18 protein-coding genes and 4 tRNA genes are annotated in these 21,827 nt (G+C 46.5%); 11 read left to right on the plus strand and 11 right to left on the minus strand.

Translation table 11 applies throughout. The features are described from left to right. Positions 1-214 precede the first annotated feature (214 nt). The 8 genes from L2713_RS12485 to atcC all read left to right on the plus strand — a co-directional run bounded on the left by L2713_RS12485 (position 215) and on the right by atcC (position 3,650). Positions 215-291: transfer RNA gene (locus L2713_RS12485), tRNA-Met, on the plus strand. 38 nt (positions 292-329) lie between these two features. Then, positions 330-406, plus strand: a tRNA-Met gene (locus L2713_RS12490). 89 nt (positions 407-495) lie between these two features. After that, positions 496-572: transfer RNA gene (locus L2713_RS12495), tRNA-Met, on the plus strand. Positions 573-619: 47 nt separating this feature from the next. Further along, positions 620-696 (plus strand) — tRNA-Met (locus tag L2713_RS12500). 329 nt (positions 697-1,025) lie between these two features. Next, positions 1,026-1,310, plus strand: coding sequence for a cold adaptation protein ActJcold adaptation protein ActJ (gene atcJ / locus L2713_RS12505; protein ID WP_011622321.1), 285 nt, complete (start codon positions 1,026-1,028; stop codon positions 1,308-1,310). A 141-nt stretch (positions 1,311-1,451) separates the two neighbouring features. Continuing rightward, on the plus strand, positions 1,452-1,985 hold the full coding sequence (atcA, locus tag L2713_RS12510; RefSeq protein ID WP_041412985.1) for a cold adaptation protein AtcA: 534 nt from the start codon (positions 1,452-1,454) through the stop codon (positions 1,983-1,985). Then, positions 1,985-2,743, plus strand: a complete 759-nt coding sequence (gene atcB, locus L2713_RS12515; protein ID WP_086904444.1) for a cold adaptation protein AtcB — start codon at positions 1,985-1,987, stop codon at positions 2,741-2,743. Before atcA ends, atcB begins: the two co-directional genes overlap by 1 nt. A gap of 10 nt (positions 2,744-2,753) precedes the next feature. Further along, positions 2,754-3,650: a cold adaptation protein AtcC gene (gene atcC, locus L2713_RS12520; RefSeq protein WP_248968113.1), complete on the plus strand. Its 897-nt coding sequence runs from the start codon at positions 2,754-2,756 to the stop codon at positions 3,648-3,650. 58 nt (positions 3,651-3,708) lie between these two features. On the opposite strand, the gene L2713_RS12525 is transcribed toward atcC, so the two are convergent. From L2713_RS12525 to L2713_RS12575, 11 genes are all read right to left on the minus strand, one after another. Beyond that, positions 3,709-4,137, minus strand: coding sequence for a DUF6678 family protein (locus L2713_RS12525; RefSeq protein WP_248968114.1), 429 nt, complete (start codon positions 4,135-4,137; stop codon positions 3,709-3,711). A gap of 206 nt (positions 4,138-4,343) precedes the next feature. Then, positions 4,344-7,190: an ExeM/NucH family extracellular endonuclease gene (locus L2713_RS12530; RefSeq protein WP_248968115.1), complete on the minus strand. Its 2,847-nt coding sequence runs from the start codon at positions 7,188-7,190 to the stop codon at positions 4,344-4,346. A 239-nt stretch (positions 7,191-7,429) separates the two neighbouring features. After that, positions 7,430-7,945, minus strand: a complete 516-nt coding sequence (locus L2713_RS12535) for a GDYXXLXY domain-containing protein (protein WP_248968116.1) — start codon at positions 7,943-7,945, stop codon at positions 7,430-7,432. Further along, positions 7,945-9,069, minus strand: a complete 1,125-nt coding sequence (locus L2713_RS12540) for a DUF4401 domain-containing protein (RefSeq protein WP_248968117.1) — start codon at positions 9,067-9,069, stop codon at positions 7,945-7,947. Before L2713_RS12540 ends, L2713_RS12535 begins: the two co-directional genes overlap by 1 nt. Next, positions 9,062-10,126: a DUF2157 domain-containing protein gene (locus L2713_RS12545; RefSeq protein WP_248968118.1), complete on the minus strand. Its 1,065-nt coding sequence runs from the start codon at positions 10,124-10,126 to the stop codon at positions 9,062-9,064. Before L2713_RS12545 ends, L2713_RS12540 begins: the two co-directional genes overlap by 8 nt. A gap of 222 nt (positions 10,127-10,348) precedes the next feature. Next, positions 10,349-10,735: a hypothetical protein gene (locus tag L2713_RS12550; RefSeq protein WP_248968119.1), complete on the minus strand. Its 387-nt coding sequence runs from the start codon at positions 10,733-10,735 to the stop codon at positions 10,349-10,351. Between the two features lie 261 nt (positions 10,736-10,996). Then, positions 10,997-11,392, minus strand: coding sequence for a hypothetical protein (locus tag L2713_RS12555; RefSeq protein WP_248968120.1), 396 nt, complete (start codon positions 11,390-11,392; stop codon positions 10,997-10,999). A gap of 34 nt (positions 11,393-11,426) precedes the next feature. Beyond that, positions 11,427-11,891: a GNAT family N-acetyltransferase gene (locus L2713_RS12560; RefSeq protein ID WP_248968121.1), complete on the minus strand. Its 465-nt coding sequence runs from the start codon at positions 11,889-11,891 to the stop codon at positions 11,427-11,429. Between the two features lie 82 nt (positions 11,892-11,973). Then, positions 11,974-12,576: a GNAT family N-acetyltransferase gene (locus tag L2713_RS12565; RefSeq protein WP_011622309.1), complete on the minus strand. Its 603-nt coding sequence runs from the start codon at positions 12,574-12,576 to the stop codon at positions 11,974-11,976. 414 nt (positions 12,577-12,990) lie between these two features. Next, positions 12,991-13,614: a 2OG-Fe(II) oxygenase gene (locus tag L2713_RS12570; RefSeq protein WP_248968122.1), complete on the minus strand. Its 624-nt coding sequence runs from the start codon at positions 13,612-13,614 to the stop codon at positions 12,991-12,993. A 225-nt stretch (positions 13,615-13,839) separates the two neighbouring features. Continuing rightward, a complete protein-coding gene (locus L2713_RS12575; RefSeq protein WP_248968123.1) occupies positions 13,840-15,987 on the minus strand; it encodes a M3 family metallopeptidase in 2,148 nt (715 codons plus the stop codon). A gap of 691 nt (positions 15,988-16,678) precedes the next feature. Here L2713_RS12575 and L2713_RS12580 point away from each other — a divergent pair. The 3 genes from L2713_RS12580 (at position 16,679) to L2713_RS12590 (ending at position 21,801) form a co-directional block, all read left to right on the plus strand. After that, positions 16,679-18,736, plus strand: a complete 2,058-nt coding sequence (locus tag L2713_RS12580; RefSeq protein ID WP_248968124.1) for a bifunctional 2',3'-cyclic-nucleotide 2'-phosphodiesterase/3'-nucleotidase — start codon at positions 16,679-16,681, stop codon at positions 18,734-18,736. A gap of 226 nt (positions 18,737-18,962) precedes the next feature. Next, the gene (locus L2713_RS12585) at positions 18,963-19,676 is read left to right on the plus strand and encodes a DUF2057 domain-containing protein (protein WP_248968125.1); all 714 of its coding nucleotides are present in this window, start codon (positions 18,963-18,965) and stop codon (positions 19,674-19,676) included. A gap of 904 nt (positions 19,677-20,580) precedes the next feature. After that, a complete protein-coding gene (locus tag L2713_RS12590; RefSeq protein ID WP_248968126.1) occupies positions 20,581-21,801 on the plus strand; it encodes a lanthionine synthetase LanC family protein in 1,221 nt (406 codons plus the stop codon). Positions 21,802-21,827 lie beyond the last annotated feature (26 nt).

Genomic DNA, 21,827 nt, shown 5'->3' on the forward strand with positions numbered 1-21,827 from the left:
GTGAAGCGACATAAAAGATAAACAGTTATTCGCCGAAACTCGATTTAGTCAGGCAGTTACCCCACATTTAACTCGCTCAAATCCCTGATAACGGCCAAGACTGGACGAATTCCCCGCACTACGCTTTATATTTAAGCATTCACCCGTTTTTTTAGAATTCCTCCTTGCAATGCCACAGCACTGCCGTTATAGTTCGCCCCGCTTTGAAGATGGACGCGGGATGGAGCAGCTTGGTAGCTCGTCGGGCTCATAACCCGAAGGTCGTTGGTTCAAATCCAGCTCCCGCAACCAATTTAAAGCAAAGGTAAGTAATACAGATAGATATCGGACGCGGGATGGAGCAGCTTGGTAGCTCGTCGGGCTCATAACCCGAAGGTCGTTGGTTCAAATCCAGCTCCCGCAACCAATCTAGATGTATATGCTTATAAAAAGAAATCGCCCTTGGGCAGTTCTTAGATAACAGAATAAAAACAGTTATTCGCAGCGTTACTCGGACGCGGGATGGAGCAGCATGGTAGCTCGTCGGGCTCATAACCCGAAGGTCGTCGGTTCAAATCCGGCTCCCGCAACCAATTCTTAGATGACAGAATTAAAACAGTTATTAACAGTGTTAATCGGACGCGGGATGGAGCAGCATGGTAGCTCGTCGGGCTCATAACCCGAAGGTCGTTGGTTCAAATCCAGCTCCCGCAACCAATTATCAATTTAATATCATTAGGCCAGCATTAAGCTGGTTTTTTTGTATCTAAAATTCGTATAAATGAATGGCAACTGCTTACCCATTACTAATTCTTTTCCCCTGTTTTGGTCTGCTATACCAATCTCATTTCCAAAAGCGTCGGCGATTTTCATCAAGCCTGATAAATGCCAGGATTTCAGTCATAAATGCCAACAGAGTCGTTTGCCGCCCAATACGCATTTCTGCTATGATCCATCGCTGACTAATCATAATTCCACAAATTGACAGATAATCAGCACTTAGCCTTTTATCTTGCGATACCAACCCATCGCCTGCAGGTACAAATATGATTAACCACTTTAGTGTGCTCGGTATCAAACCTAGCGCCAAAGAAGACGACATTAAAAAAGCCTATCGCCGGCTCTCAAACAAATACCATCCCGATAAGTTGTTAGGTGCCTCTGATGAAGAAAAAGAGCAAGCATCACAACAACTTGAGCGCGTTAAAAAAGCTTATGAAGTGCTCTCAGATCCCAAGCTTAGAAATGCGTTTATCCGAGACTTCAACAATGTGATCGTAACCGATCCCAATGGCGCGATGCGCGAATTATGGGATCAGTTTTACCCTTAAGCGGGTTATTTCCAGTGCAACGCTGGGAGTGCCAAATTAATGAGCTTAGTTTGCCAAGCCCCTTAATTTGGACCTTTTATTGCAACACGGTTTATTTTGAGAAGCTGTTTGTTTGATAGCTTTTTATTTCGAGACATGCCCATGGCCAAAAAACTGAATATCTCACGCATTAATGAGCTTAAGACCAATGCCTACGACAATATCGAGTCCTATGATGACCCGGATACGCCCAAAGCATTGGAGCAATTTACCAGTCAAATCAAAAAAGTATTACAGGCCGATCCTAAAATGCTCGAGTCGGTACCCGAGTACCTGCCTGTGGCACTCTATGGCCGAGTAAAATTTCCAAGTGACGCCAAGCTTAAGTGGGCTCACTGGATTAACACCGCGACGCAACCCGAGTGGGACGAGTTCAAGGTCACTATTGGCTTTAACAATGCCGATGTCCCATTAGTGCAGGCGGTGCGCGCCTATTCAGAAGATTTATTGATTGAAAGCTGCGCCGTACTCTATCTACTGGAAAACCAAGGCAAAAGTGCACCTGCGCCTAAACGCAGCGCTGACGATGATTTTGAAGACGAAGACAGTGATTACGCCGATTATTCCGATGACGACGATGATGACGGCGAAGAGGAAGATGGCTACTACGATCACTACGATGATGAGGACCGCTAATGAACACTAGTCTCATTGAAATAACCGTTGCCGAGATTAAAGAGCTCGCCGATGTCGAGCCAAAACAGGCCAGTAAACGTTTCGAACTCATCGCCACCACAATGAACGATGAGCAATTAGTCGAAGTCATTGAAAAAATGGATATTGTGACCCTGACGCAAATCAACAGTCACCACGATATCTCCTGCCCGTCAATTATGTCGGAGCTAATGACCCCTGAGCAAATTCGCGACATCGTCTGTCAGCAACCTTTGTATTGGGAAGAAAAAATCAAAAACAATGCCGAAGAACTCATTCAGCATACCTTTGATTTTTTGACCTATTTAATTCGCATCCAAGACAGCGAAGAAAAACAAACCGCTATTTTAGAGTGCATTGCCGAAGATCCCGCCGGCCTCTTCTATCTGTCTATCCCCTTTATCGAGATGATGTTGGGTGAGCGCCACGACGATGAAGACCACTTCAACGATTATTATGACGATGAAGAAGATACCGACACCGTCGGCTATGACAGCCGTGTCGACAGTGAAGAAGCCCATAGCTTAAGCCTAGATGACCCACGTAGTCTGATGGCGTTAATCCATGAGCTGGCACCCGATGTAGAAAAAGCCATTAAAAACCTGCTGCGTAACGAAAGCTCTGGCTGGGAGATGATCATTAATAAGTTCGTCAATGAACTGGTTATCCAAGCGAAAGAGAAAAACCAAGTCACGGACGAATACGCAGAAGTGGATGATATGTTTAGCTTTTTAGATTAAGGACCCCTAGATGCAACTGGTACTGCGTGATTTAGACCAAGGTCCATACCTGAGCAAGGTGTTGGCCAAAGGCCAAGCAGACGACACCCTTAGTGGTGAGCAGCTCGCACAAATCAAATCTAAAGCCATTTTGATGAGCCTCAAATTGGCGGATAAGTTCTACAACAAGTACAAGATGCACTTACTGGAACAGGCGGCGCACGATGTCATTGGCGTCGTCAGTCTCGGATTAATGGAACTTTCTGATCAGGATCAACAGCAAGCGGTGCGTATATTGCTCACCAGCGACGGCGTGGTCAAATGCTTCCAAAAGGGTTGGAGCATGCTCAGCGTCGTCAGCAAACATAAGCTGGCTAACGGTAAGTCGCTCTATGGTGATGTGGATAAATTCCTGCTGGAACAAGTGTCTACGCCGCCTGATGCAGAAGAGTGGCTGGGCTATGAGGCCTACCAGGATGCCTTGGCCGAGCACCAACGTCAGCAATCGATTGCGGCACTTATGGCACAGTTTTATGCCCAAACCAGCTATGATCCTTTAGATTTCTTAAATCTGGAGAGCGTATTGGCCGAAGCAGTGCTGTATCGGATGTTATTTGATAATGCCAAAGTCAGACAAGATCTGAAAAAGCGCATCGCCAAAATCAGCTTGCAGGACGAATGGTTTAGCCTTGAGTATATCGAGGAGCAAACCCAAAAAGCCTTGGCGGAACTCCCCGCGGAGCTGGCCGAGACTATCGGTAAAGATTTGGGTAAAAACTTTGCGCCAGCATTGCTGCGTACATTGAATTTCGCGAAAAGCTACCGCGAACTGCTGCTTAGTGATGCCTCACCTGAGCGTTTAGAAAGATTTGAGCATAAAGAAGGACTCGTTGGTCTACTCGGCTGGCCGCTTTATATCGTGCTTTAATCCTTATCGGGGCGCTAATCAATTAGCGCCCCGCTTTTTATCTGCCGTCTGAACTTGCTTACGCTTCCTTTATCGTCTCGCCACCAGGTGCAATACAAAATACTGGCATCGCCGCATCGGGGCGAAGATAGCCCCAAATTCTGAGCCCTTGTGCTTCTTTACTGTAGGGGAGTCGATACTTGTGCAGTTGCGCCTCGATATAATCAGTAAAATCCGTGGTCTTTTCCGGCAGTAATCTGCCGCGGTGTTCTCTTTTGAGCGGGTCAATCTCAAGCCATTCAATCCGCTCGCAAATCGCGAGTAACTCGTCCCACCACACTGGCGTAAAACCTGGATTTGGCCCTTCATCTTCCAGCAGCTTATAACGCACATGGGGCACAAACTCTGGCTTTTCATGGAGTGCCAGCTCCAGCTGACGCCATTTAGTGAGGCTCATCACCGAGGTTAATTGATGCTGATTGAGGTACGCCAAGGTGTCTGCATTCATTGTGATGCGCCTGCTCCCTGTGAGTAAAAATCCTTAAGTGGCTTCATCTTAGCGCAAGCGGATAGATACTTAAATCGACTTAGTTTGAATTTAGAGCACGTTATGGTCAGTTGATACAGTCAGTTAAGATAGTCATTAAGTAAGTGAATAAACGTAAAAAAGCCTGCAATAGCAGGCTTTTGATATTTAAAGAAAGGGGCTAACGCTTAACGGAACGTCAGTGACGTGGTATCCGTTAATTTATCATTGTCTTTCACGGTTAACTCGACCGTATGGAGTCCGCGGCGAGCTTGACGAAACACCACAGGACCACTTGCACGGCTACCGTTATCAAACTTCCACTTATGCTGCTTGATCACACCGTCTGTGTCATAGCTGGTCGAAATAAACATATCGACTAGCCATAAATTGATGTGCTGAATTTGCGCAACGGGTGGTTTCTTCACGTTCTCAACCACGACAGACACCATTTGTGAGCTGCTATGGCTTAAGCCGTCATTATCGGTCACGGTTAACGTCACAAGATAATCACCAGTTTGCGCATAGGTGTGGGATACCGACTCGCCCATGGCTTGGCTATTATCGCCAAAGTCCCACTCAGTAGAGACGATTTGACCGTCGCTATCAATGGAGCTTGACGTCAATTGCACACTCGCACCATTCACAACCTGAGTGAAGCTGGCCTCAGGAGCCACCTTTTCCGCTTCGAGCAGCAGAGAAATCACCACAGGATCATGATCCGATGAGCGATAAGCATCACTGGCGTACAGATCTTGCACCTGCGCAGCCGTCTTGAACTCTTCGTTGTAATCTAACACCCGCGGCTCGTCGGTATTGATATGCCACTCGGTCACATCTAGGACTTTATCCACTAACGCGGCATTGGCCAGCGCATGGTCTAACTGCCCAGATTCACCCGAGAATACATAGGAATAAGGATTGGCTTTTTCGAGTTTTGCAAACAACTCGCTAAAGCCAGCGTTAGCCAATGCGCTTAGCGGATCTTCCTTAGCGTAGGAGTTTAAGTCGCCAATCAGCAGTACGCCTTGCTCTGGATACTGCGCGGCAATCCACTGCCCTGCCGCCGTTGCTGCGCGGGTACGGGTAATATTGCAGTTACCTTGGCCATCGTTCATATCTGGATCGCCAGCACACTCACTGCCCTTAGATTTCAAGTGATTAACCGCAACGACTACACTTTCATCACTGCCGTTTAGCGCGAAGGCTTGAGTCAACATAGGGCGATTTTTGCTGTCGTCAAACAGCGGCTGGCCGGCGTCATCTAAGGGAGAGTTAGCGCTCGATAAAATACGCGCATCACCCTGAGGGCTCACCTTGTCACTGCGATAAATTAAACCGACGGTAATCGCATCCGTACCGATCGCGCTTAAGTTGCTGCCATTGACCTTTGGAATAACATAGGCATAGCGATTTTCGCCCACGGCGGCATTGAGGCCCGACACGAGATCGGCAATCGCCGAGTTAGCGCCAAAGCCATCGTTCTCGATTTCCATCAGACCAAACACATCGGCACTGATCCCCACCATAGCGCTGACAATCTTCGCTTTTTGACGCTCAAACTCACTCAGGGTATTGGCACCGCGCGCAGTAGGGAAACCACCGCCCTGTCCATCGCCATTAAAGTAGTTCAGTACGTTAAAGCTGGCGACTTTCAGGTTGCCGCCTTCGGCTAGTACTGGCGATTGTGGACGAGGATTTTCCGCCACAAAATTAACTGGCTCAGTCGGCATAATGCGATAAAGATTAAAGCCATAGTGCATGACGCCCGTCAGGCTCGTGGCTTTGTCACCCACACGCACAGTGTTCGACGCGCTTAAACCTGGCGCAGGGAAAATCACAGGATCAGGGTTCTGAGCCGTTAAGCCATCGTCGAGTAAAATACTGTCTTTAAGATTGGCCGCAGTGACGGCCAAGGCATCGGCACCTGGCGCAGCGACTTGCGTCCCAATAAAGTGACGGCTGCTACCGAGTGAAATTTCACCATAGCGGCCCAAGTTGTAGACTTCGTTCACCACCAGATCTTGGCTAAAGCGGACGCGCATGCCTTCAAAGGGTTCAAAGTCATCACTTGAATTCACTGGTAATGTCACCACGGCGGCAATGGGAAGGGTTTGTCCTGCGGCGCACAGTTTATGATCGGCAACGGTAGTCAGTTCCGTTAAGCCTTGATATTCAGTGACTTTAGCCTTTAAGCGTACACGGTCGCCCGCCACGTAACCCGTAGGCGCATTACCGGTATAAACAAACACCCCTTCAGAGGTTTGAGGATCGTTATCGGCTTCGTTGTCGGCCATTTGCACGAAGATGCCCTTTAGGCCAGCTTCTTGGTTACTCACCACTATGGCTTCTACCACTAAGGTTTGTCCGTTTAACGGACTGACATTGGTCGAACCTTGTAGGGCATGGATAGCCGTTGAGGCTTCACCACAGGCTAATGAACTCGGTGGCGGCTCAACAGGATCGGTGGGGGTGCCTGCGCTGAACTTACCCAGATCCGAGATATCGTCTTTGGCAAAACCTAACCATGTATTAAAGCTAACAGCATCATCAATAATAGGATCGGCGATTAGCTGATCGGGATTGCGGCGCAGGGTATTGTCCTGCGTCGATAAATCACCACTGCCCCACTCAGTGCCGGGATCGACACCTACTTGTCCTAAGCTATCAATCACTTGGTCTTGATAGGTCAGCACAATGGCATCGTCACCATTGAAAAAACTCGCGCTGCTTTGTTGATTCGTCACCGCCAGAATATCCGCCGATGCGTCGTTATCAGCAACCACATAAGTCGCACCTGCGGCTAAGGTACCGTTTAGGGCGATAGTCGTGCCCACATTGGTGCTGCCATTGAAATAGAAGCGCAATTGATACTGGCTTAAATCGAGAGTGTTGGCAGTTGGGTTGTACAGCTCAATGGCTTTATTATTGCTGCTGCCTTCAACATATTCAGAAATAATCAGATTATCGGCAGCATTGGCAAACCCACACACGCTACTGATGGCTAACGCCAACAGTGTTTTGTTATTAAACATAATGACCCCTAATAAGTATCTTTTTTATATTGGTATTGAAGTTAAAGACTTACGATTTCACGAAGCGCTTAGCCTCGAAAACTGACGATACTATAGGGAATCAAGGTTACAAATTAGTTGCACGCAAGTTGCAACTTAAGATGGATATTTAGGCGGCGATTTAGCGGATTGGACTAGGAAAAATAGCGAAGATGGCGAGCATTGCTCACCATCTTGTTAACGATCATCAGGGTTGCCCGCTATAACGGCTGCAACTGCTCATCCAGAAGATTCATCAACAACAACTCTCCCCGTTCGCTGACTCTGAATTCTCCATACTTTGCTTGGCTGAAGTGGTCTGCTTGGCCCTCTTCGAAGAAGAAACTATTTGAGGCGAGCTTTACTCTATGATTACGCAGACGAAAATCGACTGTGAGTTGCTCAGCCGTTTTGGGTTGCTCACGGTAAATACCGACAAAGTGCGCCACCTTTTGCGAATCGAGCGTCAACAGCAGTTGCCCCTGCGTCATCCCTTCAGGCAGTGCGGCGCGCACCTCCTGTGCAATGGCATACTCCAAAGCCATATAATCCCCCTGCATAATCGAGCGAGGATCCACTGGCGCTAAGGCAAAACGTACCACTTGGCCATCTTGTAATAACTGCTCAAACTGAGCGATTCGCCAGTTGATGCTTATCAGCAGTACCGTGGCGGTAAACACCACTAAGACTAAAGCGCGCTTATGGAAACGGCTTAATGCTAAGGTCGCTTTATCCATTATGCTTGCTCCTTATGTGCAACCTGCACTTGCGTGATCGGAAAAAAGCGCCACATCAATAGCCTCGCGATAATCAGCACTCCGCCTAATCCCATTAAATACACAGATTTAAGCATCAAAGTGGTCTCGAGGGAATAATAATAGCCCGCCGCAAACACTAGCCCGGAGGCGATTCCCATCCCCTTAAGCCACGCCTCGTGCCCGTAGTGCCCCAACAATATCAGCAGCACAGCCGTTGATAAGCCCTGCATAGGGAAAGACAGTGCAGCAATGAGCATTAACCCTAAAAACGCAAATAATATGGCGGGATGGGTCAATGGGGTCTGCCATTGTTTACAAAGACTCAGGAGTAAAAAGCTGCAGATGGTAAACACGACCAGTAAATGAACTGCGGTTATCCCCGATTGCCAACCCACGGCATACAACTGCGAAAACTCGCTATCCAGACTAAACACATGCATGAGTTGAATGGTGAGCAGATTTGCACTGGTGGCAAAAATCCACATTCTCGCCCTTTGATAATGGTGCCCAGTGCGGTGAAGATTGAGTAGCATAATGCTCGATAGCAATAGCCAGAGTGTCGGCGTTAACGATAACAGATGCCACTCGGCCAACAAGCCAGTGACGCAGACACTACAGCCAAATGCAAATACCCACTGAGCCACAGCGTGCTTGATAATCCCCCAAAGCAGTAAAAACAATGCCGCCATGCTCATATACCAAGCCAGATTGAAGGTATCGCCGAGTAAATCAAACAGCCCCCAAGCTAGAGCAAGCGTGCCGCTTAAACAGGAGGCAAAGGCAAACTGCTGCAAAAAGTGCTGCTGGCGCCCGCCCCAATATAAGGCAAGCCCTAGACCTAAATAACTGCCACCGATAAAAAGTGCCGCGCCCCCTTCGAATCGCCCCCACAGGCTATCGAAAAGTGACACCATAAAACCTAATAAGAACCAAGCGGCTATCCAGGCCGCACCGCCTTGCATCAAAGCGATATACCAGGGCATGTCTTGGGAATCGGGCAACTCAAGGGTATTCACGGCGCCCTTAGCATATAAACTCTGCCACAGAGATTGCGGCGCAGATATCTCGCTTGTTTGCAGCGACTCATTAGGGTGCTTATTCATGGCTTAGCTCCTCATTCTCACTGGGAGTCGGCGTAGGCGAGATGCCCGCTTTAGCTTGCCGATGCAAACGCCTTAACACTGTGCTTAAGCCTGTGCTCGCTAAAATGATGTAAAGCCCAATCAACAAAAAGCCGCCAATGGGCTCGATATTGCGAAACAGCAGTTCGGTGAATAACGCCGCGCCGACGCTGATCAAGCTAAAGCCACCCAATGCCAAGGGATAAACCTGCAATCGTTTGTGCCTGAACCACCAGAATCCAAACAATAGATGGCCAAAATAACCAACCCACACCGCAACCAGCAGCGGCTTAGTGTCGCTCGGCTCAAAAATCATCCAACACACCAGTAAGGTAAAGCACCCCATGGCCATCAATGAACTCGCACACTCTACAAATGGCGCATGCCAACGTCTGCAGGTACTGCCGAGAAACACAAAACCGTAGTAGATAGTCAGATTAAGGACCACAAAGAGACATAACCACAACTGTTCATCCAGCCAGAGCAAAGTCGTATCGGCATACAGCCCAAGGCTTAAATTAACTAGCCCCACCAGCAGTAACCAAAGACCATCAAAGCCTGCCACCCACGCGAAGGGCAAAATCGCAAGCGCCCATATGGCGAACAGCTGCCAAGGATCGGCGCCAGTTTGATAAGTTTGCCCAACTAGCGCGAGCAGCCCACCCACTAACATGCTCACCACCAGCAGCGCAGCATTGGCAAGGGTTGCTCCGAACAAACAATGAGAAGGGTCAACGAGCTGCTTCGCTGCGCTGCGATAATACAGCCAGACAAAGCTGACAAAGCTAATTAATAGCGCCGCTTCAATCAGCGCAAACTTGCTCATGCGCTCGAGTGACTGCCAGTTATAGGCAAAAAAGAAAATCACCCCGCAGGCAAAGCTTAACGCCCCCGCCCATTGTAAAAGCTGCGCTAGTAAGCTGCGCCAACTGGCGGCGTTGGGTGGCACGGATAACTGTCGATAGAGTTCGTTTGCCTCGGTTGGCGTGATATGTCCCTGTTCCAGCCATTCATAGACGTGCGAGGTAAGATGGCGCAATCTGAAATCTCCCTATTATTACCTGAGGTTGACAGCACAACGATCACTACGAGCTACCACTAAGTGCGCGACAAATCTGCCAAGCAAATTGCCAAAGATAGTCCCTATTGTATTGATCAATAGAGCAAATAGATAAGTGAATCTTCAGCCTTATCCATAAATCAACCAAAGGGATATAGGTACTGTCTATTGGCAGGGGAAATCCTAGTTCGACGAACGCGTTTATACCTGCAGTGGACTGAGCACCGCAAGCAAGGCTATCAATAAAAAGACTAAGGATTGCAAACGGAGTCGCAGACTAGCTTGGGGGGGGGATAACAACGCCACGTAAAACAGCCAAATGGCATACATACCGTAGTTAAGCCCCAAAAACAGCAATAGGCTGTAGCCATACATTTCAGGAAGGAGTTTGAGCGCACACACCAAAAACACCGCGGTAGTGGATACATAGAATACCGATTGGCAATAAAATAGTGCGCCGAACCACTGCTTATCTGGCTCAGATAAAGGCGCACTCATCAGCTTCGGCAGCCGCTTTTGTTTCCCCTCCAGTAAGTGGTAAACGCACACACCTGCGCTCAGGATTGTTGCTATCGCCAAACTGATCATTGGTTATCTCTCGCCCTTATTTGCGGCCATCAGGCCCATGCTCATCTAAGGAGTAAGACCCGCCAAAGCGGCACTCTATTACAACAGCCTTACTCTTAATGACAAAAGCTGTGCGCTATTACACATAGCATATGCCATGACACAGGTATCGGCGGAATCACATTCATAAAGACTAAATCACGCTAAACCACAGTAAATCAACAAATAAACTTCAGATAACACAAAGGAGCCTCAGGCTCCTTTGTTTATCACAGGCAAGGCTTACATGGTGGCCATGGTCCAGTAATCGAGGCGCTTTTGCGGATCGGCTAACAGGTTTTTACACTCTTCTTTGTATTTGCCCATTAGCGCACCTAAGTTACTTGAGCCGCCTAAACTCTGGATCTGGCGCGCTTTAGCGTCGGCCACCGCTTGGGTGACTTCGGCTTCTGACTGATACTTCTTCGCCAGATTTTCAGCCTCGACTTTAGAGGTTTTTAAGCGCTCACCCACTGCTTGCATTTGCGGGGCATTCATGGCGCCAATGGCCTCGGAACTGATTTGATAATAAGCAGCACATTCAATGGCTTCTTTACTAAAGGCCTTTTCTGCCTCATCGGCGACTACGCTCTGGCTCACGGTTAACATTAAGCCGGCAACGGCAAACGCTTTAAACATCTTGTTGTCCTTTTTATTAGCAATTAAGCATAAACTACTTAAGCAATGAGTGGATCTCAAGCTCGTAAGTTAAAAATTTCTGATCCCGCACAAACCCTAAGGCCTCGTACAATCCCTGCGCGCGGACATTCTCCTTTTGGGTCTCCAGCACTAAGGCGCGAGCGCCCTGGGCTTTGGCATATTCCGCCGCCTGTTGCACCAACGCCCGACCGATGCCAACACAACGGGCATGCTGGGTGACAAACACATCGTTTAGGATAAAAATCGGCGCTAAACGCAGCGATGAAAAACTGGGATACAACTGCACAAACCCCAGCCCCATTCCCTCGGGGGAGCGCGCCATAAACACCACGGACGAGGCATCCTGTAAACGCGCACGAATAAACTGCTCCGCCGTGAGGACATCATCCTTACAGCCGTAAAACTGCCGATACTCATTAAATAACAGGGCAACCTCATGACTATGGGATACGTCAGCGCGAGAAATAATGTTTGCCATCGGCCTTTCCAACCTCAAATCTACAAGCGTGTTGCGAGTCCAAATAGCGAATGACCATCGCCATTTGAAGCAGCAATCCGCCCTACTCTACTGGTCGCTGTTGTAAGCGAAATGCTAAGTTGTGTTTCACTGTGGCCCATTCGGAATCGATAATGGAATACACCACGGTATCGCGGATCGTGCCATCCTTGAGGATCTTATTGTTGCGTAGCACGCCATCTTGCTTGGCGCCGAGGCGGGCAATGGCTTGGCGAGATGCTTGATTATGCCAATGGGTGCGAAACTCGACGGCAATGGCATCGAGGGTTTCGAATGCAAAGGTCAGCAGTAATAACTTGGATTCGGTATTGATCCCCGTGCGCTGGGCGCGCTTGGCATACCAAGTGTAACCAATCTCTAAATGGCGATGCTCGCTCTCCCAATGGCAGATACGGGTGCAGCCGACAATCTCACCAGAGAGACGGTCGCGCACCGCAAACGGGAAACTCTCGCCGCGTGCTTTCTCATCCAAGGCTTTAGTCACATAGGCTTTCATCTCGCTTGGCTCTGGCACGCTGGTAAACCATAAACGCCACAACTCGCCATCTGTCACAGCTAAACTCAAGGCGGCAACATGGGATAAAGAGAGGGGTTCTAGCACTACATGTTCACCCGTTAAACAACCTAAAAGATCGCGTTCGCCCACAGTATCGCCTCCATTAGCTGACTAAAAAGTGTGTCCTTGCGCACATTTTTTACTAGCCTAACATTAATCTAAAATAAAAAAACCTCTATTTTCAATGTGATTTGATAATTTCATTCTAGGTGCTGACGCTAAGATTTCCTTAAGCTTCGCCTTAGAAAATGACATGTTAATGAATCGAATGAGGCTAGTTCTGATGCCGCTAAATAACGCAGGGATCGAAAGAGTTCGGATAGTGATGCCCCCTTTTAGCCTAGCGTCAGCGCAAACGAGCAAAAGAGAGCAACTTAGGCATCGATTTGACGGATGTCGATAACCCAGCCCATTAAGATCAAAAAAGCGCAGTGTTTACTTAAAAACACTGCGCTTTTACGTCGCAATTAGCCTTTGGCCATCTCAAGTCAAAACTGACTGAGATTAAAACCCGTGCACACTATTACTCACCCTAAACCAACCAGCAATACTGTTGCGCTGGGCTAAGGTTCTACTCACCTCGTGGGGGAAGCGCTCGCTTAAGAAAATCACAAAGTGGCCCATCTTAGGCGCGATGCGTTCAATCTCATTATCGGTTTCATCGTAAATAATCAGCTCGCCGCAATCTGCTGGCGTCCAATCGGGATTTAAGAAAAACACTGTGGTTAAGATACGGTTTTGACTGCCTTTTAGTGCATCCACATGCTTCTTATAAAAGGCGCCGGGTTGGTACACGGCATAATGGCTTTCGTAGTCGAATAACCCCATAAATAAGCGACGATTTAGGCCATCCTTTAACTGCGTCATCAAGTCTAGATAGAGGCTATCTGGCTCACTCTGCTCCTCAAGCCACTGGATCCTATCGCGGCGGATATCGGGATTGAGCTGCTGCTCAGCGCCACGTCCAATCGAGGCCGCTTTGAGCTCATGTATTTCTGTTGCTTGGATTTTTTCCAATAATACTTGGCTAATGGGGTGAGGAATTAACTCGGGTAAAAAAATATAGCCTTTGTCTACCAAGGCGTCAGCGATCACATCCAGCACTGCTTCACTTAATTGCGAAACCATTAATGCTACATCCAATAATAAAAGGCTACGCTTTAGCTGTACTCAAGGGCTCAAAGGAGGGGGAACTGAGCCTGATTTTCGAGGGGCGTCGATACGGGATAAAGAAGCTATCCCACAGTCAAATTTGGCGGGATTTTAGAGTAAAGATTATCGAAAAACAATAGCGTAAAAAAAGGCTTGATAGGTTGCCCTACCAAGCCTTTGGCCCTTTTTACAATGAATCGTTTAATCGACTAAACCACGGCGCTTTAATAAGGCATCGGTCGTGGGTTTTTGACCGGTAAAGTGGATGTAATCCTGCATCAGATCTTCGCTGTTGCCTTTAGACAATACCGCATCACGGAACTTATCGCCGTTTTCGGCTTTTAAACCACCATGTTGGCCCATATAGGCAAAGGCATCGGCGGCAAACACTTCCGTCCACAGATAAGCGTAATAACCGGCAGAATAGCCACCGGAGAAAGCATGGCTAAAATAGCTCGACTTATAACGCGGTGGAATTGGCGCGAAATCGAGGCCATGTTTGGCTAACACTTGATGCTCAAACTGTTCCACATCCTTAATTTGGGTGTCGGCACCAATCGAGTGCCATTCCATATCCAGTAATGCAGCCGCTAAATACTCAACAGTATCAAAACCTTGACCAAATTTATTCGAGGCTAAGATTTTATCGAGTAAGGCTTTAGGAATAGGCTCACCAGTTTGGTAGTGCTTGGCGTAATTGGCAATGACCGCAGGGTCAATGTTCCAATCTTCGTTAACTTGAGACGGAAACTCCACAAAATCGCGCGCTGTAGAGGTACCTGCCACACTCGGGTATTTCACCTTGGAGAATAAACCGTGCACCGCATGACCAAATTCATGGAACATAGTGGTCACTTCATCGAAGGTCATCAAGGTTGGACCGTCGGCAGGTTTCGGGATATTCAGTGCGTTATACACCACAGGCTTAGTGCCTAGCAGGCCGCTTTGAGTGACAAACTCATCCATCCAAGCGCCGCCGCCTTTACCTTCACGGGCATAAGGGTCAAGATAGAACAGACCAATAGAGCTATTGTCTTTATCGAAAACCTCAAAGGCGAGGACATCGCTATTCCATACTGGTAAATCGGTGCGCGGTTTAACGCTGATGCCGTAGAGTTTGTGCATCGCGAAGAACAAACCATCCTTCAGCACAGAGTTAAACTCAAAGTAGGGTTTGATGCTGCTCTCATCGAGGGCGTATTTTTGCTGACGCACTTTCTCGGCGTAATAAGCCCAATCCCAAGGTTGTAATTCAAAATTACCGCCGGCCTTTTTGATTTCAGCTTGGATATCCGCCGCATCGGCCTTAGCGTGAGCCAGCGCTTTAGGCGCCAAGTCATCTAAAATTTCATACACGGCGCTTGGCGTTTTAGCCATTTGGTCGGCTACGGCGTAGGCTGCCCAAGTATCAAAGCCGAGCAAATTGGCTTTCTTGGCGCGCAGCTGCGCCATCTTCACGATTAAAGGGCCATTGCTGGCAACGGCGCGGTGAGCCGAGGTTTCCCAAACTTTTTGGCGCAGTTCGCGGTTATTTAAACTGGCTAAAATAGGCTGACGAGTGGTGTTCACTAAGGTAATCAGGTAACCCGCTTTACCCGCTGCCTGCGCTGCGGCCGCTAAGGTCGCGATTTCGCTGTCAGATAAACCGTCCAGTTGTGCCTTGTCGGTCACAACAATCACATCGTCTTTAAATGACTTTAAGCTGTTTTGAGAAAACTCAGTCGCAAGGGTCGCTAACTCAGCGTTAAAGTCGCGCATTTTGGCTTTATCGGCATCGGATAATTTGGCCCCAGCACGTACAAACTGCTCGTAATAAAACTCGACCAAGCGCTTATCTTCGGCATTTAACCCGGCACGTTGTTGATATACGGTTTCTACACGGGCAAATAAACTTGGATCTAAGTAGATGTTATCGCGGTGAGCCGACAGCTTAGGCGCTAAGTCCGCCTCGGTTTTTTGAAAATCATCGTCGGAGATTAACCCCGCCAGATTGAAGAAGGTGCGTGACACTCGAGTTAACAACTCACCCGAGGTTTCCATGGCTAAAATCGTATTCTCGAAGGTTGGCGCCTGTTTATTGGCAATAATGGCGGCAATTTCAGCCTCATGCTCTTTTATGCCCTGCGCAAACGCGGGGGCATAATCCGAACTCTTGATCTGGTTAAACTGCGGAGCTTGATCCTGCAGTGGACTCTTACTCAATAACACATTAGTTGCATCAGCTTGAGTCGATGCAGCAGCTTGCGTCGCGACCGCATTGGCGGCCTCGGTATTGGTTGCCGGTTTTTCTGAGCAAGCGCCCAATAACAATGCCGCGGCCACGGCAGTAGTAATAACAGACTTACGCATAGGAACTCCCTAGAGTGTTACTGCCCTGTCTTTATATTTTGTAAGTGAAAGGTGCGAGTAACGGATTTTGGCTTCTCTTCCAACTGACGCATGCTTTGGGCGCCCGTTTTCGACGCACAACCTTAGCAAGTTAAGCGACCTTCGGCCAAGTTTTCGAAGCCAAGGATCGAGGGGAATTTGTATCTCTTTATGTGTGACGGCCGTCAAACTACGCAATCAAGGGCATTTTGTCTGCGATTGAGCGACGAGCAGCCATAGGTAAGGCGCAGAAACAATCAAGGTTTTTAATGATAGAATTTATTTTATAAATAAAAACTTAGGTGAAAACACTTCATAAGAATCGTCAACATTATCTCAAAGACTCATCAAATATCAGCACTGGCGAAATTCAATCGGCTAACAAATATTAATTATTCTTAATAAATAGCTGGCAACATCGAATTAACCAGCCGATGAATAAAAATACCGCAGACATGGTGCACAAATTAATCAATCAAGCGCCTAGTCACAATTTGAAACAGCTTTTATCCAATTAATGTCACATTCAGATCATCAAATCTCTTTATAATCCCCGTCCGTTAACTAAATGACGCGACAACCTAACGGTTCTTTCGTTATGAATTAACAGGATGATGGGCATGTTCTCAAAAGAACATGTATTAGGGTCAAATAAATATAAATAGAGAAAACGATGTTAAATAAAAAACTACTCGCAGTGATGATCACTGCTGCCCTAGGCGTAAGCGCCTGTGGCTCGGATGATGAGCAAATCGTTCGAGCGGATTTACGTGTATTAGAAACCACGGATCTGCACACAAATATCATGGATTTCAACTACTACAGTGGTAAAGAAGACCCAACAATTGGTCTGGCACGTACCGCAAGCCTGATCCATGCCGCCCGTAAAGAGGCCAAAAACAGTGTACTCGTAGATAACGGCGACCTGCTTCAAGGTAGTCCTATGGGTGACTATATGGCTAAAGTCGGCCTGCAAATGGGCGATGTTCACCCCGCCTATAAAGCGATGAATCTATTAGATTACGAAGTAGGTAATATCGGTAACCACGAATTTAACTATGGTTTAGATTTTCTAAATAAATCACTTCATGGTGCAGAATTCCCTTATATTAACGCCAACGTCTATTGTGCCGACGATAAGGGTTGCTGGAATGATGTCAAAAAAGGTGAACATTTATTCACCCCTTATATCATTAAAGAAAAACAAATCGTCGATAGCGAAGGAAATAACCAAACCATTAAGATTGGTTATATTGGTTTTGTGCCACCACAAATCTTATTGTGGGATAAACAAAATCTGACCGGCAAAGTAACGGTTGAAGATATTGTGGCGACTGCCAAGAAATATGTGCCTGAAATGAAAGCAAAAGGCGCTGATTTGATTATCGCAATTCCACACTCTGGTATTGGTTCGACCGAAAATCCTGGCGATCCTATGGCAGAGAACGCAACCTATGCCTTGACCTATGTCGACGGTATTAATGCCATCCTCTTTGGTCACAGCCACTCTATTTTCCCCGATGCCAAATATGCCGACTTACCTAACACAGACGTGACTAAAGGTCTGTTAAATGGTGTACCAGCCGTCATGCCTGGACGCTGGGGTGACAACTTAGGTGTGGTCGACTTTAAACTCGAGCGTAAAGACGGTAAGTGGTCTGTGCTCAGTGCCACCACTAAGGCACGTCCTATCTATGATGGCGCAACTAAAACACCATTAGTCGAAGCCGACGCCGCCATCCATGATGCTGTCGCCGCCGAGCACCAAGGGACACTCGCCTTTGTGGACGAGCCAATTGGGGTTGCTGCCGCCGATATGTATAGCTTCTTGACCTTAGTGCAGGACGATCCAACCGTACAAATCGTTTCTGACGCGCAAATTGCTAACGTTAAAGCAAAACTCCCCGAGGCATTAAAAGATCTACCTGTTTTATCGGCTTCTGCACCATTCAAAGCCGGTGGTCGCCACGGTACAACCAGCGATGCAGACCAATACGTACAAGTCGATAAAGGCGCATTGACCTTTAAAAACGCCGCCGATCTTTACCTCTACCCCAACACTATGGTGGCGGTCAAAGCGACGGGTGCTGAACTGAAAGATTGGCTGGAGTGTTCGGCTAACCAATTCAATCAAATCGATCCAACCAAAACCACGCCGCAGGAATTAATCAACTGGGATGGTCACCCAACCTATAACTTCGACGTGCTCGATGGCTTGACCTACAAGATTGATGTCACTCAACCAAGCAAGTTCGACCGCGACTGCGCCGTCGTCAATGCCAATGCTAACCGTATCGTCGATTTAAGCTACACAGATGCCAACGGTAAAGTCTTCACTGGCGAAGAGTTTGCGGCCAAAGAATTTATCGTGGCCTCAAATAACTACCGCGCCTTTGGTGGCAAGTTTGCCGGTACAGGCAGTGATCATGTGGTACTCGAACTGCCAGATACTAACCGTGAAGCCTTAGCGGCCTACATCACGGCGCAATCTCAGTTCAACGAAACCACAGGCAAGTATGATGGCATGGTCAACCCAAGTGCTGACTACAACTGGGATTTCAAAACCATCAGCACCAATGTTGCGTTAGATATTCGCTTCCAGACCCAAGATAGCGATAAAGCCGCTGCCTTTATCGAAGCCAATAAACAACGCGAAATGACCAAGATTAGTAAAGATGAACTCGGCTTTGCCGTGTACCGCATCAACCTAAGCCAAGATAAAGCGAAGTAATTTGCGTTATTACGCTTAGGTTAAGCCCATATCAGGCTAAACTCAGTCTCGTACTTAGACAAGAAAAGGCTCCCTGTGAGCCTTTTCTTTATTCTAGATCCCAACCAAATATCGATGAATGTATAGTGCTTTGAGTGTCCTTTGTGATCATCGGCTTAGCTCTCCACTTTGTGTTAACGGCCATCTCACTTATCATTAGTGCGTGATATCAACCAAGAGAAAGCCTATGAAATCCCCCTCTATCCTGTGCGCATCCGCCATACTGCTTGCCAGCCTGCAACCCGTTAGTGCCGAAGTTATCCTGCAGCTACCAAGTGATGTCGAGCTGTTAACCGTGAATGGACAAAAGCCATCAAACACCTCGCCAGTCACGCTGAGTGATGGATTGAACCAAATCGCGTTTCGCTACAATGCCCAGTACCGCAAACAGGCTAATTCGGTACGCTATCAATCGGACGTACTGATCATCCGCTTTAACGAAACCGACCAAGCATTACAGCTCAAACTGCCCAATATCGACTCGGCTAAAGCCGCAAAGCAGTTCGATGAGTCACCGTCACTCACGCTGTTAGATAAGCACAATCAAGCGATTAGCTTTGAGCAAGACAGATTAGTGAAAAACGGGCTTCAGATAGGCCGAAACTTCGAACAGGAAATCTTTCAATACAATCAAGGACAGCATCCTGCCTCGATAAGGCTTGCTGCGGTGCAAAGCAAGCCTCAATTATCTGCAGCAACGAGTGCTCCAACGCTGCCTGCTACCACTTCTGCACCATCAACAGCCATAGCCACCAGTACTGCCGCATCAACAGCAGCAATAACACAAGGCGCAGCGCCAGACTCGCCGACTCAAGCCGAAATCAGCCATATGCTGGATTATTGGTATCACCTCGCCGATGACGCAACCAAAAAACAGTTTAAGGATAAGATTAATAAGTAGTTTTTTAGTTAAATGTCATAAACCTAATAGTTCTATATAAGCAATCTAGCTCACTTCTCTTGTCACACCAGTCCCTTATAATATGAGACTGGTGACTTTCATGATGTTATTTCTAGAAGAGTAGTAGGCCATTTGATTTGGTAATCAGTACTATCCGACAACCTTGCAACCACACATGAATAAATAATTGAATCCATAGGGAAAGCAACAAGCACACGTAATATTATATACTCAAAATTGAACAAATAGAATTCTAAAAAAACAATACATTTCGCGTAAAAGATATCCATTCGATAGTTAACAAACCATTATATCGAGCCCAAAACAAATTAAAATATAACAAAAATGTTATCTCAATCTTGCTTAAACCGTAAATCAATAAAAAACTCGCTTAATCAACCGAATTTAAAGGACTCATACAATCCAACAATAGATAGAACAAAACTTAAGACTGACACAAGGCTTAACTAACTCATTCTTTATACTTATTCCAACTTCCTGCCCACAATGTTAAGAATAGGTTGCCCGAATGATGCGGCAAAATTACTAGTCAAGTAAAAGGAATAACATGATGGAACTTAAATTAAAAAAAACTGAATTAGTGAATCTGTCACAAGATAAGAAAGTTTTACCAAGTGAACTAACACCTCAAATTGCTGGCGGAGTCGGAACCCGTTCCTGCGGTGAAATCACAGCTAACGCATACACTTGTCCTTCCGATCGAACTGGTAGCACTTTACGCTGTTGTCAAATTCCATAGTGAATATAGCAGATAATAAAAATAGCTTGTTGTATCGCATATTTTATTAACTCTATGTTTAAAGGGCATGTTCTAAATGCCCTTTTACTATTCCCAATAAGTCTGTTTTGCACTTTTACATTCCATGAAAAGAGAAGATTGTTAATGCAATTTAAACATCCCCAACAATCAATCCTTGCTAGACAGGCATTGTGCGACATTACTTCCGCATTAGTAGAAAATACTGAGAAATCAATTGAAGAGCAAGGGGTTGGATTGTTAACAGGTCTAGCTGGGCAGCAGCTTTATCTTTGGCAATTGCATAAAAAATTTCCTGAGCTAGCAAGCCAAAATGAATTTTCAGCACGAATGACAATCATAGATGAACAACTTCCTTTTCTACATTCAGAACCAGCATTTAGTTACGGACTAACTGGTATTGCTTGGTTATACGAGTATTTCTTGCATGGCGAAAACTACCAAATAGAGTTCAATAACAATACGGACATACTCCTACTTCAGTATTTAGAACAAGAACACTGGGATGGTGAATTAGAGTTTATTCGGGGACTTAGTGGATTTTCTGTTTATATTGCCCGACGTAAAAATGCTGAACTTGGATTACCTTTAGCTCGAGCAATATTGAAAAATCTAAAAAATCACTGGCACTCATTTAATGATGGAATGGGTGCATGGGAAGTCTCAAAAAACTCTTTTTTTAGATTCAATAAGACTACAAGCGAGCCAGAATTTAATTTAGGCTTAGCTCATGGAGTTCCATCAATTATCGCTGCACTTATTCCATTATTAACACATCATGAACTACATAACGAAATTAGCAATCTATTAGAAGGAAGTTGTCGATGGCTCATTCAGCAACAACAAGCATCTAAGAAATTAGATAGTTGTTTTTCTTACATAACAGGTCACCCATGCCAATCTCGGCTCGGATGGTGTTATGGGGATGCGACAATAGCTTTAACTTTGCTACGTACAGGTAAAGAACTTAATAATAACGATTTTATCCTCGCTGGAGAAAGTATTGCCTTGAAATCTGCAGTACGTCGGCTAGAAAGCAGCCAAATACAAGATACAGGTATCTGTCATGGCAGTGCTGGATTAGCATTAATTTTTGAAGTGATAACTCACTACTACAATAACACCATTATTTCCAATGCTGCACAATATTGGTTCGAATACACCTTAGAGCAATATAAAACTACTGGCTTAGATGGGTTTAATGCAGTTAGGGAGGTGGATAGCACTATTTGTACACTTCCTGACTATTCGTTATTAGGCGGTTATGCTGGAATTGGTTTAATGCTACTAACGGCCTTTACTAAAGAGACTAATTGGTTAGATGCACTTTTATTGAAACACAATTAATTTATAATTTTTTTGCTTTTTCTTAT

Origin of the sequence: Shewanella seohaensis (genome assembly GCF_023283775.1) — a bacterium.
Lineage (GTDB): Bacteria > Pseudomonadota > Gammaproteobacteria > Enterobacterales > Shewanellaceae > Shewanella > Shewanella seohaensis.

Excerpts from the sequence above, each read along its gene's own strand:
- L2713_RS12540 (WP_248968117.1), bottom strand. The coding sequence starts at position 9,069 with ATGAATAAGCACCCTAATGAGTCGCTGCAAACAAGCGAGATATCTGCG.
- L2713_RS12575 (WP_248968123.1), bottom strand. The coding sequence starts at position 15,987 with ATGCGTAAGTCTGTTATTACTACTGCCGTGGCCGCGGCATTGTTATTG.
- atcA (WP_041412985.1), top strand. The coding sequence starts at position 1,452 with ATGGCCAAAAAACTGAATATCTCACGCATTAATGAGCTTAAGACCAAT.
- L2713_RS12560 (WP_248968121.1), bottom strand. The coding sequence starts at position 11,891 with ATGGCAAACATTATTTCTCGCGCTGACGTATCCCATAGTCATGAGGTT.
- atcB (WP_086904444.1), top strand. The coding sequence starts at position 1,985 with ATGAACACTAGTCTCATTGAAATAACCGTTGCCGAGATTAAAGAGCTC.
- L2713_RS12590 (WP_248968126.1), top strand. The coding sequence starts at position 20,581 with ATGCAATTTAAACATCCCCAACAATCAATCCTTGCTAGACAGGCATTG.
- L2713_RS12535 (WP_248968116.1), bottom strand. The coding sequence starts at position 7,945 with ATGGATAAAGCGACCTTAGCATTAAGCCGTTTCCATAAGCGCGCTTTA.
- atcJ (WP_011622321.1), top strand. The coding sequence starts at position 1,026 with ATGATTAACCACTTTAGTGTGCTCGGTATCAAACCTAGCGCCAAAGAA.
- L2713_RS12530 (WP_248968115.1), bottom strand. The coding sequence starts at position 7,190 with ATGTTTAATAACAAAACACTGTTGGCGTTAGCCATCAGTAGCGTGTGT.
- L2713_RS12525 (WP_248968114.1), bottom strand. The coding sequence starts at position 4,137 with ATGAATGCAGACACCTTGGCGTACCTCAATCAGCATCAATTAACCTCG.
- atcC (WP_248968113.1), top strand. The coding sequence starts at position 2,754 with ATGCAACTGGTACTGCGTGATTTAGACCAAGGTCCATACCTGAGCAAG.
- L2713_RS12580 (WP_248968124.1), top strand. The coding sequence starts at position 16,679 with ATGTTAAATAAAAAACTACTCGCAGTGATGATCACTGCTGCCCTAGGC.
- L2713_RS12550 (WP_248968119.1), bottom strand. The coding sequence starts at position 10,735 with ATGATCAGTTTGGCGATAGCAACAATCCTGAGCGCAGGTGTGTGCGTT.
- L2713_RS12570 (WP_248968122.1), bottom strand. The coding sequence starts at position 13,614 with ATGGTTTCGCAATTAAGTGAAGCAGTGCTGGATGTGATCGCTGACGCC.
- L2713_RS12555 (WP_248968120.1), bottom strand. The coding sequence starts at position 11,392 with ATGTTTAAAGCGTTTGCCGTTGCCGGCTTAATGTTAACCGTGAGCCAG.
- L2713_RS12585 (WP_248968125.1), top strand. The coding sequence starts at position 18,963 with ATGAAATCCCCCTCTATCCTGTGCGCATCCGCCATACTGCTTGCCAGC.